The organism is Enterobacter sp. ENT03 (assembly GCF_019218745.1).
In the GTDB taxonomy this organism is placed as follows: Bacteria; Pseudomonadota; Gammaproteobacteria; order Enterobacterales; family Enterobacteriaceae; genus Enterobacter_D.
Window position 1 is genome coordinate 35,518 of record NZ_JAHUXA010000007.1, and the last position, 15,498, is coordinate 51,015.

General features: G+C 56.0%; 19 protein-coding genes. 14 read left to right on the forward strand and 5 right to left on the reverse strand.

Going from position 1 to position 15,498, the window contains the following annotated elements:
• Positions 1–11 precede the first annotated feature (11 nt).
• Complete coding sequence (locus tag KW828_RS11185; RefSeq protein ID WP_218336434.1) at positions 12–1,106, forward strand: DUF1615 domain-containing protein; 1,095 nt, start codon at positions 12–14, stop codon at positions 1,104–1,106.
• 9 nt (positions 1,107–1,115) lie between these two features.
• On the opposite strand, the gene KW828_RS11190 is transcribed toward KW828_RS11185, so the two are convergent.
• Positions 1,116–1,424 carry a DUF2755 family protein gene (locus KW828_RS11190; RefSeq protein WP_218336435.1) on the reverse strand — a complete coding sequence of 103 codons (309 nt, stop codon included), beginning with the start codon at positions 1,422–1,424 and terminating at the stop codon, positions 1,116–1,118.
• A gap of 255 nt (positions 1,425–1,679) precedes the next feature.
• On the opposite strand from KW828_RS11190, the gene KW828_RS11195 reads away from it, so the two are divergent.
• The gene (locus tag KW828_RS11195) at positions 1,680–1,904 is read left to right on the forward strand and encodes a DUF2754 domain-containing protein (protein ID WP_218336436.1); all 225 of its coding nucleotides are present in this window, start codon (positions 1,680–1,682) and stop codon (positions 1,902–1,904) included.
• On the opposite strand, the gene ddlA is transcribed toward KW828_RS11195, so the two are convergent.
• On the reverse strand, positions 1,901–2,998 hold the full coding sequence (ddlA, locus tag KW828_RS11200) for a D-alanine--D-alanine ligase (RefSeq protein WP_218336437.1): 1,098 nt from the start codon (positions 2,996–2,998) through the stop codon (positions 1,901–1,903). The genes KW828_RS11195 and ddlA overlap by 4 nt on opposite strands.
• Before the next feature lie 106 nt (positions 2,999–3,104).
• Here ddlA and KW828_RS11205 point away from each other — a divergent pair, with 106 nt between their 5' ends.
• From KW828_RS11205 to adrA, 6 genes are all read left to right on the forward strand, one after another.
• On the forward strand, positions 3,105–3,788 hold the full coding sequence (locus KW828_RS11205; protein WP_218336438.1) for an extensin family protein: 684 nt from the start codon (positions 3,105–3,107) through the stop codon (positions 3,786–3,788).
• Positions 3,789–3,819: 31 nt separating this feature from the next.
• On the forward strand, positions 3,820–5,028 hold the full coding sequence (locus KW828_RS11210; protein WP_218336439.1) for a multidrug efflux MFS transporter: 1,209 nt from the start codon (positions 3,820–3,822) through the stop codon (positions 5,026–5,028).
• 221 nt (positions 5,029–5,249) lie between these two features.
• Entirely contained in the window at positions 5,250–5,510 is a 261-nt protein-coding gene (iraP, locus tag KW828_RS11215) for an anti-adapter protein IraP (RefSeq protein ID WP_218336440.1), read from the forward strand.
• 103 nt (positions 5,511–5,613) lie between these two features.
• Positions 5,614–7,029, forward strand: coding sequence for an alkaline phosphatase (gene phoA / locus KW828_RS11220; RefSeq protein WP_218336441.1), 1,416 nt, complete (start codon positions 5,614–5,616; stop codon positions 7,027–7,029).
• A 100-nt stretch (positions 7,030–7,129) separates the two neighbouring features.
• Positions 7,130–7,444 carry a phosphate starvation-inducible protein PsiF gene (gene psiF / locus KW828_RS11225; protein ID WP_218336442.1) on the forward strand — a complete coding sequence of 105 codons (315 nt, stop codon included), beginning with the start codon at positions 7,130–7,132 and terminating at the stop codon, positions 7,442–7,444.
• A gap of 96 nt (positions 7,445–7,540) precedes the next feature.
• On the forward strand, positions 7,541–8,656 hold the full coding sequence (gene adrA / locus KW828_RS11230; RefSeq protein ID WP_218336443.1) for a diguanylate cyclase AdrA: 1,116 nt from the start codon (positions 7,541–7,543) through the stop codon (positions 8,654–8,656).
• 2 nt (positions 8,657–8,658) lie between these two features.
• On the opposite strand, the gene proC is transcribed toward adrA, so the two are convergent.
• Positions 8,659–9,468 (reverse strand): pyrroline-5-carboxylate reductase, encoded by an 810-nt coding sequence (gene proC, locus KW828_RS11235; protein ID WP_218336554.1) that lies wholly within the window; start codon positions 9,466–9,468, stop codon positions 8,659–8,661.
• A 139-nt stretch (positions 9,469–9,607) separates the two neighbouring features.
• Here proC and KW828_RS11240 point away from each other — a divergent pair, with 139 nt between their 5' ends.
• From KW828_RS11240 to ppnP, 5 genes are all read left to right on the forward strand, one after another.
• Entirely contained in the window at positions 9,608–10,081 is a 474-nt protein-coding gene (locus KW828_RS11240; protein WP_218336444.1) for a YaiI/YqxD family protein, read from the forward strand.
• A gap of 209 nt (positions 10,082–10,290) precedes the next feature.
• Entirely contained in the window at positions 10,291–10,815 is a 525-nt protein-coding gene (gene aroL, locus KW828_RS11245; protein WP_218336445.1) for a shikimate kinase AroL, read from the forward strand.
• Between the two features lie 67 nt (positions 10,816–10,882).
• Entirely contained in the window at positions 10,883–11,074 is a 192-nt protein-coding gene (yaiA, locus tag KW828_RS11250; protein ID WP_088220275.1) for a protein YaiA, read from the forward strand.
• A gap of 208 nt (positions 11,075–11,282) precedes the next feature.
• On the forward strand, positions 11,283–11,960 hold the full coding sequence (locus tag KW828_RS11255; protein WP_218336446.1) for an AroM family protein: 678 nt from the start codon (positions 11,283–11,285) through the stop codon (positions 11,958–11,960).
• A gap of 77 nt (positions 11,961–12,037) precedes the next feature.
• Positions 12,038–12,322: a pyrimidine/purine nucleoside phosphorylase gene (ppnP, locus tag KW828_RS11260; RefSeq protein WP_218336447.1), complete on the forward strand. Its 285-nt coding sequence runs from the start codon at positions 12,038–12,040 to the stop codon at positions 12,320–12,322.
• 43 nt (positions 12,323–12,365) lie between these two features.
• On the opposite strand, the gene rdgC is transcribed toward ppnP, so the two are convergent.
• Positions 12,366–13,277 (reverse strand): recombination-associated protein RdgC, encoded by a 912-nt coding sequence (rdgC, locus tag KW828_RS11265; RefSeq protein ID WP_218336448.1) that lies wholly within the window; start codon positions 13,275–13,277, stop codon positions 12,366–12,368.
• 126 nt (positions 13,278–13,403) lie between these two features.
• Here rdgC and mak point away from each other — a divergent pair, with 126 nt between their 5' ends.
• A complete protein-coding gene (mak, locus tag KW828_RS11270) occupies positions 13,404–14,312 on the forward strand; it encodes a fructokinase (RefSeq protein ID WP_218336449.1) in 909 nt (302 codons plus the stop codon).
• On the opposite strand, the gene araJ is transcribed toward mak, so the two are convergent.
• Positions 14,313–15,482: an MFS transporter AraJ gene (gene araJ, locus KW828_RS11275; protein ID WP_218336555.1), complete on the reverse strand. Its 1,170-nt coding sequence runs from the start codon at positions 15,480–15,482 to the stop codon at positions 14,313–14,315.
• Between the last annotated feature and the right edge of the window lie 16 nt (positions 15,483–15,498).

Sequence of the window (15,498 nt, forward strand, 5' to 3'; positions counted from 1 at the left end):
AGGGAAAGGTTATGTCTTTTATCGCACCACGTTTTATCCCGGTTCTGGCCGGGCTTATCCTTGCCGGGTGTAGCACTGAGCGTGCGGCACCGCTGAAAGAAGGCGAGAAGCCGGTTGATGTGGCAAGCGTGGTGCGGGCGAAAATGCCCGCCAGCGTGAAAGATCGTGATGCCTGGGCGAAAGATCTGGCGACCACCTTTGAGAGCCAGTCGCTGGCACCGACGCTGGAAAATATCTGTTCGGTGCTGGCGGTGGCGCAGCAGGAATCCAATTATCAGGCCGATCCCCCGGTGCCAGGCCTGAGTAAAATCGCCTGGCAAGAGATCGACAAACGCGCAGCCCGGTTACACATCCCGCAGTTTGTGGTGCACACGGCGCTGAAAATCAACTCGACGACAGGCAAAAGCTACAGCGAGCGGCTGGATAATGTGAAAACAGAGAAACAGCTCAGCGCCATTTTCGACGATCTTATCGATCGCGTCCCGCTAGGGCAGACACTGTTTGGCTCGCTGAACCCGGTACACACGGGCGGACCAATGCAGGTCAGCATCGATTTTGCCGAAAAGCATACCAGCGGTTATCCGTGGAAGATGGACGGCTCCGTGCGTCAGGAAGTCTTTTCCCGTCGTGGCGGCCTGTGGTTCGGGACTTATCATCTGCTTAACTATCCGGCTAACTACTCCGCGCCGCTGTACCGTTTCGCTGACTTTAATGCCGGATGGTATGCCAGCCGTAATGCCGCATTCCAGAATGCGGTTAGCAAAGCCAGCGGCGTTAAGCTGGCGCTGGATGGCGATCTGATCCGTTACGATACCCGCGAACCGGGCAAGACCGAGCTGGCGGTGCGTAAACTGGCGGGAAAACTTGATATGAGCGAGCGTGAAATTCGTCAGCAGCTGGAGAAGGGCGACAGTCTGGCGTTTGAGAAGACGGCGCTGTATCGCGAGGTGTACCGTTTAGCAGAACAGAAAAGCGGGAAGGCGCAGCCAAAAGAGATGTTACCGGGCATTCAGCTGGAAAGCCCGAAAATCACCCGCAATCTGACGACCGCCTGGTTCGCCAAACGCGTGGACGATCGTCGGGCGCGCTGCATGGGACAACAGTAAAACGCTGACTTAATCGTAACGCCGTAAGCGCAGCAACAGGGCAATAACGCCGAGAATGGCGCTACCGATGAGGAAGGGGACCAGACCGAATATCGTCCCCACGCCCAGCCCCATTTCGACATGCGGCCGATTGACATCCTGCATCTGCATCAGATGTTCAAACACGCCGGGCGCATGCACCAGCAAGTTTAACAATTGCGCACCGGTCCAGAAGCAGAGCAGCACAAATACGGCATACGCAATGTTACCTGGGGTGGAGGCGTCACGCTTTTTTCCTTTCCGATCCGAAAAGGGTTTCGACAAAGTAAAGTCTGCCATATCGACCTCCGCTACTCATGATGAACGTCGGCTAAAAGCCGGTGATACTGATGTTATTTTGACAGGACAGAGTGATTGTCAATATCAGATTGGTGACAATTTGCACCGTAACGCAGCGGAGAATAATCAAATTATGGTGGCACTCACATTTTTGTTACATATATAATTTCTCATTAACATTTAAGAATTTCCGCATGCCGCACAGACGTCAAGGCGCAAATATGCGAGGATATTTTTTTAGATTGCGGAGCTGTTATGAAACTGCCTGAGAAAATTCGCCGTGACTGGCATTATTACGCCTTTGCCATTGGTCTGATCTTTATTCTTAACGGCGTGGTAGGACTACTGGGATTTGAAGCGCAGGGCTGGCAGACGTATGCCGTCGGGCTGGTGACCTGGGTGATCAGCTTCTGGCTGGCTGGATTGATTATTCGCCGCCGCCCCGCAGAAGACGACACAGCGGCGAAAACGCCGGATTAATTCATGGTGCTTTTTAGTGCGCTGTCGGCCTGATGGCGCGCTAACGCCAGGTCAATCAGGCGGCTAATCAGCTCGGTATAACTGATGCCGCTCGCCTGCCAGAGCTTGGGATACATACTGATATTGGTGAATCCCGGTAGCGTATTGATTTCGTTAATAATCACTTCATTTTCTGGCGTCAGAAACACGTCCACGCGCGCCATGCCCGCGCAGCCCAGCGTCTGATACGCCTGAACCGCAATCTGACGGATCGCGTCATTCACCGCCGGATCAATCTCCGCCGGAACCACCACGCGTGCGCCGTTATCATCAATGTATTTGGTGTCGTAAGCGTAAAATTCGCTGTTGAGCACGATCTCGCCGCAGGTGCTGGCTTCAGGTTCGTCGTTACCCAACACCGCACATTCGATTTCGCGGCCGACAATGCCTTTTTCCACCACCACTTTATGATCGAACTCGAAAGCCAGGCGTACCGCCGCGTCGTATTGTGCTTCGGTGGTCACTTTACTGACGCCAACCGACGATCCCTGATTCGCCGGTTTTACAAACAGCGGCAGGCCGAGCGTCGTTTTAACATCACTGAAGGCGTACTTTTTGCGATTCGCCCGGGTCAGCGTGATAAACGGCGCGATATTCAGCCCGGCATCGCGCAGCAGTCGCTTGGTGACGTCTTTATCCATACAGGCGGCGGAGCCGAGCACGTCTGAGCCGACAAACGGCAAGTTCGCCATGCGCAGCATACCCTGGAGTGAACCGTCTTCTCCCAGCGTGCCGTGCACAATCGGGAAAATCACGTCAATGTGCGGCAGCGGCGCGCCATTATCGGCATTGATCAGCGGCTGTTCGGCCTGGCCTGGGATCTGCGCCAGGCGCGTTTCGGAAGGATTGAGCGCAATACGCGCCGGATCGCTGGCGTTCAGCAGGTAATTATTTGCATCATTGACGTGCCACTGTCCCTGCTTATCAATGCCCAGCAGCACCACTTCGAAGCGGTCTTTATCCATTGCTTCCACAATGTTTTTCGCCGACTGCAACGACACTTCATGCTCTGCCGACTTACCGCCAAACACCACGCCTACCCGCAACTTCTTCATCACTACATCCACTCATTAACGTCATGAAAGTCCCTACCTTACCACGTCAAATCGGCGGATTCCCGGCCTTCTGATATAATGTTTTTTCAGCCTGAAAGGAGAACGCGTGAAAGGAAAAAGCCTGATTGTGATCGCGGTTCTTTTGGGAGCGGGCGTGATGGGATACCGCCATCTTCCCCCCTGGTACAACCCGTTTACCCCACTGCGCTTAAGCGATCCGCCCGGCGTAATTACCCAGTTCAAGCTGCGCCGCCTGCCGCCTGAACAGTGCGCCGCGTTGCTGGCGGAGGCGAATCAGCAGGGGCTTATCACCACGCAGTCAGTGACCAACAGCACCGGTACTTGCCCGCTGACCAATGCGGTGCGGGTGCGTGATTTTGGCCCGGTTAAGCTCAGCAGCAGTTTTCTCGCCTCATGCCCGCTGGCGTTAAGCTCGGCGCTGTTTGTCGATCAACAGGCGCGGCCCCTGACGCGGCAGTTTATGAACAGTGCGCTGGTGCGCATCGATCATTTCGGCAGCTATGCCTGTCGTAATATTTATCACCGTGAGAACGCACGCCTGAGCGAACATGCCACGGCGGATGCGCTGGACATCAGCGGGTTTCGTCTCGCCTCCGGCCAGCAGGTCAGCGTGCTGCGCGGCTGGAAGCTGGACAACACCCAGCCCTGGCTGAAAGCGATGCTCAGCGCCAGCTGCGACTATTACGGCAACGGGCTGGGACCGGAGTACAATGCGGCCCATGCGAATCATTTTCACCTTGGCATGCGTGGCTACGGCCTGTGCCGCTAATGGGTGATCCACTCAAGAATGACAACCTGTTATGGAAGCCTGGAAAGTAAACCTTATCTCCGTCTGGTTCGGCTGTTTTTTCACCGGGCTGGCGATCAGTCAAATCCTGCCGTTCCTGCCGCTGTATGTGGCGCAGCTCGGCGTCAGCTCCCATGAAGCGCTGTCGATGTGGTCGGGGCTAACCTTCAGCATTACCTTTCTGGTGTCGGCGATTGTCTCGCCAATGTGGGGCAGCCTCGCGGATCGCAAAGGGCGCAAGCTGATGCTGCTGCGCGCTTCGTTGGGCATGGCCATCGCCATTCTGTTGCAGGCCTTTGCCACCAATGTCTGGCAGTTACTGCTGCTGCGCGGCGTGATGGGGCTGACCTCCGGCTATATTCCGAACGCCATGGCGCTGGTCGCCTCCCAGGTGCCTCGCGAGCGCAGCGGCTGGGCGCTCAGCACGCTCTCCACCGCACAAATCAGCGGCGTGATCGGCGGTCCGCTAATGGGCGGCTTTCTGGCGGATCACGTCGGCCTGCGCGCGGTATTTATCATCACCGCCATCCTGCTGATGGTGAGTTTTCTGGTCACGCTGTTCCTGATCAAAGAGGGCGTGCGGCCAAAAATCAGCAAAGCCCAGCGTCTGTCCGGTAAAGCGGTATTTGCCTCGTTACCCTATCCACGGCTGGTGATCAGCCTGTTTGTCACCACCATGGTGATCCAGTTATGTAACGGATCGGTAGGGCCAATCCTGGCGCTGTTTATTCAGTCACTGTCGCCGGATACCGCCAACATTGCGTTTCTCAGCGGCATGATCGCCGCGATCCCCGGCGTCTCGGCGCTGATCTCCGCCCCCCGGCTCGGTAAGCTTGGGGATCGCATCGGCACGGCGCGCATTCTGATGGCCACGCTGGTCTGCGCCGTCGGGCTGTTCTTTGCCATGTCCTTTGTCACCTCGCCGTTGCAACTCGGTGTACTGCGCTTCCTGCTCGGCTTTGCAGATGGTGCCATGATGCCGGCGGTGCAGACGCTGCTGCTTAAATACTCCAGCGACCAGGTTACCGGGCGTATCTTTGGTTACAACCAGTCGTTTATGTATCTGGGCAATGTCGTCGGGCCGCTGATGGGGGCGACGGTATCGGCTATGGCCGGATTCCGCTGGGTGTTTGTGGCCACCGCCGTGGTGGTATTGCTCAACGTCTGGCAGCTGGCGGTGGAGCTAAGACGCACCCGCCGCCGCATTGACGCAAATAAGTAAGCCAGATTGAACTACTATTAACCGGGGCTTAATGCCCCCGCTAGCGCGTTGTTTTAGCAGCCTTGTTGAGCGCGTTTTTTCTCTATTTTTCGGCGAAAGCGTGATGAATATTGCGCGGTTATAAAAAGAATTAATGCGATCTAAAAATAATACTTTTAGCTACTTTGCAATTCTCAAATCTGGTGCTAACGTCAGCGAAAACTACATAAGGAAATACCGTTATGAAAAACCTCATCGCAGAGTTATTGGTAAAGCTTGCTGAAAAGGAAGAAGAGTCCAAAGAGTTGGTCGCGCAAGTAGAGGCGCTGGAGATCGTGGTGACGGCGCTGCTTCGCCATATGGCGACACCGGAACAAAACGCCCTGATCCAAAGTATCGAAGGTGCGCTGGAGGCCGCCAGCCCGGACGCCGGAGTGTCGGAAGAGGACTCGGAATTGCTGCAGCAATACGTAAAGAAGCTTTTGAGGCATCCCCGCAGTTAAGTCACTGAAAAAACGATTGTCACATCGTTGTCACAGGGGATGCCTATATTCGCTCTGTTTATTCCTTTTATACCTTTGCGTATTTATACATGGAGATAACAGAGTGAAACAAAGCGCCATTTTCATCGCCTTATTCCCGCTGATGTTTACCCCGGTCATTCACGCGGAAACGTCGTCCACTACGGTACTCGATAATCGTGCAGCCCAGGGTGATATTACCACTCAGGGCGGCGCACGCCGTTTATCTGCCGATCAGACGGCGGCTATTCGCGATTCGCTGAATGACAAACCCGCCAAAAATATTATTTTGTTGATTGGCGATGGCATGGGTGACTCTGAAATTACCGCAGCACGGAATTATGCCGAAGGGGCAGGCGGATTTTTTAAAGGGATCGACGCGCTGCCGCTGACCGGCCAGTACACGCACTATTCGCTGGATAAAAAAACCGGTAAGCCGGATTACGTGACCGACTCCGCGGCCTCCGCTACGGCCTGGTCCACCGGCGTGAAATCTTATAACGGCGCGCTGGGGGTGGATATTCACGAAAAAGATCACCAGACCATCCTTGAACTCGCCAAAGCTGCGGGTTATGCCACCGGTAACGTCTCGACCGCAGAATTGCAGGACGCCACGCCCGCTGCGCTGGTATCCCATGTCATCTCCCGTAAGTGCTATGGCCCGAGCGTCACCACTGTCACCTGCGCGCTGAACGCGCTGGAAAAAGGCGGTAAAGGCTCGATTACTGAGCAGCTGCTGAACGCCCGCCCGGATGTCACCCTGGGCGGTGGCGCGAAAACCTTCGCGGAAACCGCCACGGCCGGAGAGTGGCAGGGGAAAACCCTGCGCGAGCAGGCGCAGATGCGCGGTTACCAGATGGTGAGCGATGCCAGCGGGCTGGCCGCGATCACCGATGCCAGCCAGGATAAACCGCTGCTGGGGCTGTTCTCGGAAGGCAATATGCCGGTGCGCTGGGAAGGGCCGAAAGCCAGCTATCACGGTAATCTGGATAAGCCTGCCGTCACCTGTACGCCAAACCCGAAACGCACCGACAGCATACCGACGCTGGCTGCAATGACTGATAAAGCTATCGAACTGCTGAGCAAAAACCCGAAAGGCTTCTTCCTGCAGGTTGAAGGCGCGTCCATTGATAAACAGGATCACGCGGCCAACCCGTGCGGTCAGATCGGTGAAACCGTGGATCTGGACGAAGCCGTGCAGAAAGCGCTGGCCTTCGCGAAGAAAGACGGCAACACGCTGGTGATCGTGACGGCTGACCATGCTCACGCCAGCCAGATCATTGCCCCGGACAGCAAAGCCCCCGGTCTGAGCCAGATACTGACCACCAAAGACGGCGCTGTCATGGCGATGACCTATGGCAACTCGGAAGAAGAGTCGATGGAGCATACCGGCGCGCAGCTACGTATCGCCGCTTACGGCCCCCATGCCGCAAACGTCGTGGGACTGACCGATCAGACGGACCTGTTCTTCACCATGAAAAACGCCCTCGGCCTGAAGTAAACCCCTTCTGCCACCCGATTGCGCAAATTTACGCCGTCGGGTGGTTTTTTTCCAGGAACGCACCATGCTTACAGGTACACTTGCCCTGAAGGATGGTGATATGAAAATAACATTCCTGGTTACCCTGCTATTTGGCATGCTGTTCGCGGTGGCGGTCAGCGCCGCTGAAAAAACACTCACCCCACAACAACAGCGTATGACGCTTTGCAATCAACAGGCCACGGCGCAAACGCTGAAAGGCGACGCGCGCAAAACCTATATGAGTGATTGCCTGAAAAATACCAAAGTTGAACCGGGTCAGAAAAGCCTCTCGCCTCAGCAACAAAAAATGCGCGAATGTAACTCACAGGCGACGCAACAATCCCTGAAAGGGGAAGATCGCAGTAAGTTTATGAGCGCCTGCCTGAAGAAATAGAGCTGGTACGAACGGGTGATGCTGCGCGGCGGCTCACCCGAAATTTCATACTGACCGCTAAAAACCCCTGCCTATAATTTTTGGAAATGTTTCAGAATGTTCCCAAAAATTATGAATGATAATAATTTTTACACCTCTGCGCCGCCACGCCCCGACGGCGACAGTTTGCAGAGTCAGGACGATCAGTATCGCGCGGGGCAACAGTTTGTTCGCCGCGCAAAGATGCCGCGCGTTGCCGGTATCGGCGGCCTCTATTTTCCCCTGGCCGGCGTGATGGTAACGCAGTCTCTCGCCGGTGGCTGGTGGCTGGTGTTGCTCTGCTGGGCCTTCATCTGGCCGCACTTCGCCTGGCAACGCGCCGTGCGCGCCAGCGATCCGAAGCGTGCCGAACTCACTAACCTGAAAATCGATGCGATTTTTGCCGGAATATGGATCGCCATTATCGGCGTTAACGTGATGCCCACCGCCGCGCTGGTGATGATGATCGGCGTGAACCTGATGGGCGCAGGCGGCCCGAAATTATGCGGACTTGGGATGGTGCTGCTGGTGGCGACCTGTCTGGGAACGCTGCAAATCACCGGGATCCGCGTAGTGCTGACCAGCACGCCACTGGAAGGATGGCTGTCGATCCCCTTTCTGATGATCTACCCGATGCTGTTCGCGTGGGGAAGTTACAAAACGGCCAACCGACTGGCGGCGCAAAAACGGCGTTTGCAGGTGATGAGCACCCGCGATGGCATGACCGGCGTCTACAACCGTCGCTACTGGGAGATCCTGCTGCGCAACGAATACGATAACTGCCGCCGTCATGAACTGACATCGACGGTGTTACTCATCGATCTCGATCATTTCAAAACCATCAACGACACCTGCGGGCATGACGTGGGCGATGAAGCGATCATTGCACTGACGCATCATCTGCAAATGAGTCTGCGCGGGGGAGATGTGATTGGGCGATTTGGCGGCGATGAATTTGCGGTGATCATGACCGGCACCAGCGCCGAGAGCGCCGCTGCCGCCATGAGCCGCGTCCATGCGAGGCTGGCGACTTTCCGCCTGACCTGCGCACCGCACGTTACGCTGCATATCAGCGTCGGCGTTGCGCCCTTAACCGCCGATATGCTGCATTACCGCGAATGGCTGAAAGCCGCCGATGTGGCGCTTTACAAAGCCAAAAAAGCCGGACGTAATCGCACCGAAATCGCCGCCTGAACTCAGGCTTTGCTGAGCTTCTCTGATTTTTCCATGCACTTGCTCATCGCTTCGATGACCGCGGCACGGAAACCGCGCTCTTCCAGCACTCTGACCGCTTCGATGGTCGTACCGCCAGGCGAGCACACCATGTCTTTCAGTTCACCCGGATGTTTACCGGTTTTCAGCACCATTTTGGCCGAACCCATCACTGCCTGGGCTGCAAATTTATAGGCCTGCTCGCGCGGCATACCGCCCAGCACCGCCGCATCGGCCATCGCTTCGATAAACATAAACACATAGGCTGGCGCGGAGCCGCTGACGCCCACCACCGGATGGATCATCGGTTCGGCGATCACTTCCGCTTCACCAAAGCAGCGGAAAATATTCACCACATCCGCAATGTCCTCTGGCGTCACCAGCGCGTTAGGGGTGATCGAGGTCATGCCCGCATTCACCAGCGCCGGTGTGTTAGGCATGGTACGCACGATTTTGCGATCGTGTCCAAGGGCGCGCGCCAGCTGGTCCAGCGTCACGCCAGCCGCGATGGAAACAATCAGCGTATCTTTATTGAGGCTGGAGGTGATTTCGCTCAGCACCTTGATCATGGCGTTGGGTTTTACCGCGCCAAACACAATATCAGCGACCTGCGCCACTTCCTGCGCGCTGGTGGCGGCATTGATGCCGTACTGATCGTGCAGCGCAGCGACTTTATCGGGAGAGGGGGTATACACCCAAATCTGGCCCGGCAACACCTGGCCGCTGGCGATCAAACCGCCGAGGATCGCTTTGCCCATATTGCCGCAGCCGATAAAACCAATTTTTTTATCCATCACGTCAGTCCCTGGTTTTTCATTGATTGGGTTTATAGCTTAACGTGGATCCGCGTACAGGGCTAAAGCTTCCTTGTAGTCTTTGCGGGCAGAGGCGATTCAGGCGAGAATAAAGTGTAATCGTTTATCAGGAGTCAATATGGTGATTTGGGTGGATGCCGATGCGTGTCCGAACGTAATCAAAGAAGTGTTATTTCGTGCCGCCGAGCGCACACAAACCCCGCTGACGCTGGTGGCTAATCAGACTCTGCGCGTACCGCCATCGCGTTTTATCCGCACCCTGCGGGTGGAAGCGGGCTTCGACGTGGCGGATAACGAAATCGTGCGCCTGTGCAACCCCGGCGATCTGGTAATCACCGCGGATATTCCGCTGGCGGCGGAAGTCATCGCCAAAGGCGGCGCGGCGCTGAACCCGCGAGGTGAACGCTATACCGAAGCCACGATTCGCGAACGTCTGACGATGCGCGATTTTATGGATACCCTGCGCGCCAGCGGCGTACAGACCGGCGGGCCGGATACGCTCTCTCAGCGCGATCGCCAGCACTTTGCCGCCGAGCTGGATAAATGGCTGCTGGACGTTAAACGTCGCCGCGAAAGCACCAGCGGAAGCTGAAAGCTTGTCAACGGACGACGCATTCAGTAAGGTGAGCTTGCCACTTTATCTTTACACTTTAAAACATACATTTTCTCGCTAGAATCACTATTGCCGCAGTTTGCTGTTTTCACTGTAATTATTTGTTTACGTTTAACTGCACAACATCATCATTTTAGTTTCACATAATCTCGTTCCGCCCGAGGCGGGACCAGGGGGATCACCAGGTCATGACGTTACCCATCTTTCTTACTGGCGCCCGCGGTTGCGGAAAAACCACCATCGGCGTACAGCTCGCCAGGGTCCGGGAGTGCCAGTTTGTTGATACCGATCGCGTACTGCAGGATGAGGCGCAGATGACCGTCGCCGGTATCGTTGAAAAAGAGGGCTGGTCAGGATTTCGTGCGCGTGAAACCACTACCCTGCAAAGTGTTACCGCGCCGTCGACGGTCATTGCCACCGGCGGCGGTATCATCCTCAGCGAATTCAATCGTCAGTTTATGCGTGAACATGGCGTCGTGATTTATCTCTGCGCCCCGGTGGACGTGCTGGCGCAGCGGCTGGACGCCACGCCGAAAGCCGCCCAGCGTCCGACGCTGACCGGCAAACCCATCAGCGAAGAAGTGAGCGATATTCTTGCCGAGCGTGATGCGCTGTATCGCGAAGCCGCACACTATGTGGTGAATGGCGCACAGGATCCGGAAAACGTGGTGGCCGATATTCAGGCGGTACTGTTACTGGCGCGCGCAAGCTAAAGCCTTAACGCTACCTTTGGCTATACTGCAGGTACGACTGATAAAAACTGATAAAAAAGGAAGTGCTATGCCGACAAGACCACCGTACCCAAGAGAAGCGCGTATCGTCACGGTTGAAAAAGGAAATCAGACGGAAACCGTCACCTGGTATCAACTGCGAGCCGATCACCCGAAACCTGATTCGCTGATCAGTGAACATGAGACGGAGCAGGAGGCGCTGGATGCCAAGCGCCGTTACGAAGATCCGGAAAAATCATAATCGCTTTCCCCCGCCTCGCGGGGGAATTTTCAGACGCCTTTATGGGTAATTACGGTTATTTATGTAAGCGTTTACAAAATTAGTCACGCTCCGGTCATATCTGCTGCTACGCTTTTTTCTGCGACGATCATTTCCGGAACACTCTCGCCTTCGTTGGTGTGAGTGCCTGTCAGTCCGAATAACAGAAGTGAAGAAGGCGGAAAGAATCATGAGTGCGACGCTGGCGATCCTCACTATCGGTGTGGTGCCTATCAATGCTGTACTGCCGCTCTTAACCGAGCATATCGCCGAAGATCAGATCACCCATGTCAGCCTGATGGGTCACATGGATCCCGCAGATGCCCTTGAAGATTACGCCGCCGAACCGGGCGATGACGAGATCCGCGCGCTGCTTAACAATGGCGAGGTGGTGAAAGTCTCGCGGCAAAAGGTGCAGCGCGATCTGCAAAGCGTGATTGAAGTGCTGGATAATCAGGGCTATGACGTCATCCTGCTCATGTTCAACGATAAAATTGCCGGTCTGAAAGCGCGCAACACCATCTTGCTGGAGCCACAACGCATTATTCCGCCGCTGGTGGCGTCTATCGTTGATGGTCATCAGGTCGGCGTACTGGTGCCCATGGTGGAGTTACTTGGCGAGCAGCAGCAAAAATGGCAGGCGCTTTCCAGTGAGCCGCTGTATGCCATTGCTAATCCGCAGGACACCATCGGACCGCAGCTGGTTGAGGCAGGTAAATCGCTGATCGATCAGGGCGCTGACGTGCTGATGCTCGACTGCCTCGGTTTCCATCAGGCGCACCGCGATCACCTGCAAAAAACTCTTGATGTCCCCGTTTTGCTCTCCAATGTCCTGGTCGCCCGTCTTGCGTCTGAACTCCTGATGTAACAGCGATTTTACGTGACAGCCACAAAGCCTGGCCCCTATAGTGGATTTCCATACACTACACAGATAAGGGCCAGTCTATGCTTCAGAGTAATGAATACTTTTCCGGTAAAGTGAAATCCATTGGTTTTACCAGCAGCAGCACTGGCCGTGCCAGCGTCGGCGTGATGGCGGAAGGCGAATACACCTTCGGCACCGCGCAGCCAGAAGAGATGACGGTGGTGAGCGGGGCGTTAAACGTACTGCTGCCGGGTGAAACGGAGTGGAAAGTCTATGTTGCGGGAGAGGTATTCAACGTGCCTGGCCACAGCGAATTCCATTTACAGGTGGCCGAGCCAAGCGCGTATCTTTGCCGCTATCTGTAATGCAGTGACCTGTCCCCTCGGGCGAGGGGGCAGATCCACAGGATCAGCGTTGCGCTTCGCCGCCTAATCCTTCTACCAGATTCTGGATCAGCGCCGCCAGTTCCCCGGTCATCAGGATAAAGTCAGCGTCAAAGCGCTGGGCATAATCCTCACGGTCGATGTCTTCATTCTGATCGCGCAGCTCGTCGGAAAACTTCAGACGTTTGATCGAGCCATCGTCGCACATCACAAACTGAATACGTTGCTGCCAGTCGAGGGCAAGCTTGGTGACCAGTTTCCCGGCTTCGATGTGCACGGCGATTTCATCGCAGACGAGATCCTGCTTTTTACAGCGGATCACGCCGCCATCTTCCAGCATCGCCTTCAGCTCGGCTTCGTCCTGCAACTGGAACCCTTGCGCCGCACTGCCGGAGCGTACCCATTCGGTCAGCGTCAGTTCAATAGGATTTTCCAGCGTCAGCGGCACCACCGGCAGCGACCCCAGGCTTTTACGCAGCAGCGCCAGCGTATCTTCCGCTTTCTTGGCGCTGGCGCAGTCCACCATGATCAGCCCGTTTACCGTGTCGATCCACATCATCGTCTGGCTGAAACGGCTGAACGCGCGCGGCAGCAGCGAATGCAGCACTTCATCTTTCAGCGAATCTTTTTCGGTCTTCTTCAGCTTGCGGCCCTGATCGGCTTCAAGCTTCGCAATTTTCGCTTCCAGCGCCTGTTTGATCACCGGCGACGGCAGAATTTTTTCTTCTTTGCGGGCGCAAATAATGATCTGGCCATTATTGGTATGGGTCAGTGCATCACTGTGCGAACCCATCGGCGGCACCCAACCGGTTTTCGCCATATCCTGGCTACCGCAAGGTGTAAAGGTGAGCGCGGCTAACTGTTTTTCCATCTCTTCTGCACGCAATGCAACATCGCGGCTAAGACGGTAAACCATCAAATTTTTGAACCACAGCATAATAATTTTCACGGCCTTGTCGTTAAATGCAGCGGGCATAATAACGAATTGTCACTTTCGATGCATTGCTAATACTGAGCAGGGATCCTACTCTGTTGATATTTCGCGAAAAAGAAGGAGATTTCCGTGCGTATAGGAATTGATTTAGGCGGCACCAAAACAGAAGTAATCGCGCTCAGCGACAGCGGCGAGCAACTGTTTCGCCACCGTCTGCCGACGCCAAAAAATGACTACGGGCAGACCACTGAAACCGTTGCCACGCTGGTCGAAATGGCAGAAAAGGCGACGGGGCAAACCGGCACCGTCGGCATTGGCATCCCAGGCTCTATTTCGCCCTATACGGGCGTGGTGAAAAACGCTAACTCCACCTGGCTTAACGGCCAGCCATTCGATAAAGATCTCAGCAAACGGCTCAATCGCGAAGTACGGCTGGCGAACGACGCCAACTGCCTGGCGGTATCCGAAGCCGTTGATGGTGCCGCCGCAGGCGCGCAAACGGTGTTCGCGGTGATCATCGGCACCGGCTGCGGTTCTGGCATCGCCCTTAACGGCCATTCACATATTGGCGGCAACGGTACCGCAGGCGAGTGGGGCCATAACCCGCTGCCGTGGATGGACGAAGACGAACTGCGCTATCGCGACGAAGTCCCGTGTTACTGCGGTAAAAAAGGCTGTATCGAAACCTTTATTTCCGGCACCGGTTTTGCCACCGATTACCATCGGTTAAGCGGTCAGCCGCTGAAAGGCAACGAGATCATCCGGCTGGTGGACGAGCAGGATCCCGTCGCTGAACTGGCGCTCAGCCGCTATGAACTGCGGCTGGCGAAATCGTTGGCCCACGTGGTGAACATTCTCGATCCGGATGTGATCGTGCTGGGCGGCGGCATGAGCAACGTCGATCGTCTGTACAAAACGGTGCCCGCGCTGGTGAAAAACTGGGTGTTCGGCGGCGAATGCGAAACGCCGATCCGCAAAGCGGTACACGGCGATTCCAGCGGGGTACGCGGTGCGGCCTGGCTGTGGCCGCAGACGTAATTACTGTACGGCAGACGCAGCCGCCCCATGCCCTTTCAGGCGGCTGTAAAACACCAGTGAAATCATGGCCGATAACGACAGCAACGCCGCCGGTAAGGCCACATACTGATACGCGAACCCCGCAGTCAGCATCATCCCGCCACAGAACGCCCCCACTGCGCTACCCAGATTAAAGGCGATTTGTCCTCCCGCCGCCCCCAGCATTTCACCGCCTCTGGCATTTTGCAGCAGCAGGATCTGCAACGGCGCAGAGAGGGCAAACAGCCCGGCGCAGCTGATAAACGCCAGACCCAGCGACGCGGTTTTATTCCACGCGAAACAGAAAATCAGCGCCAGCGCGATGGCGATCACCAGATCGGTGATCATCGCGATGCGCAGCGGGGTAAACCAGCGCGACAGCTTGCCGCTCAACAAATTGCCTAACACCATCCCCAGTCCCACCAGCATCATGATGACTGGCATGGTGGTTTCCCCATAGCCGGAGACGAAGATCATCAGCGGCTTGATATAACTGAACCAGGCGAACACCCCGGCATTGCCAAACATCGTGGCGGCAAAAATCAGCCAGGGCGCCGGGGACTTCAGGAAGTGAAACTGCGCAGACAGTGTGCTTTTGGCTTCGTCGGCGATGTCCGGGATCCACATCAGGATCGACACCATCACCGCAATATTAAAGGCCGCGATCAGCCAGAAGGTGTAGCGCCAGCTGAATTCATGGCTCAGCCAGGTGCCGATCGGCACGCCGATAAGATTAGCAATGGTCATACCGGAGATCATTCCCGCCACGGCGGCAGTCACCCGTCCCGGCGGGGCGACTTTGGTAAGAATGATCGCCCCGACGCCGAAAAACGCGCCGTGGGGAAAGCCCGACACCAGCCGTCCGACCGCCAGCATCACATAGGATGAGGAGAGGGTGAAAATCACGTTGCCCGCCAGACACAGCAGCGCCAGAAACACCATAATGCGTTTCAGCGAGAAGCGATTCGAGAACAGGGCGATGATCGGCGCGCCCAGCACCACGCCCAACGCATACCAGGAGATCATATGCCCGGCGGCGGGAATGCTGATCTGCACATCTTTCGCCAGCTCCGTCAGCACGCCCATAATGCCGAACTCTGCCATACCCAGCCCGAAGGTCCCGAGCGCCAGCGAAACAATCACTTTTTTGATACTACCTGACACGGCA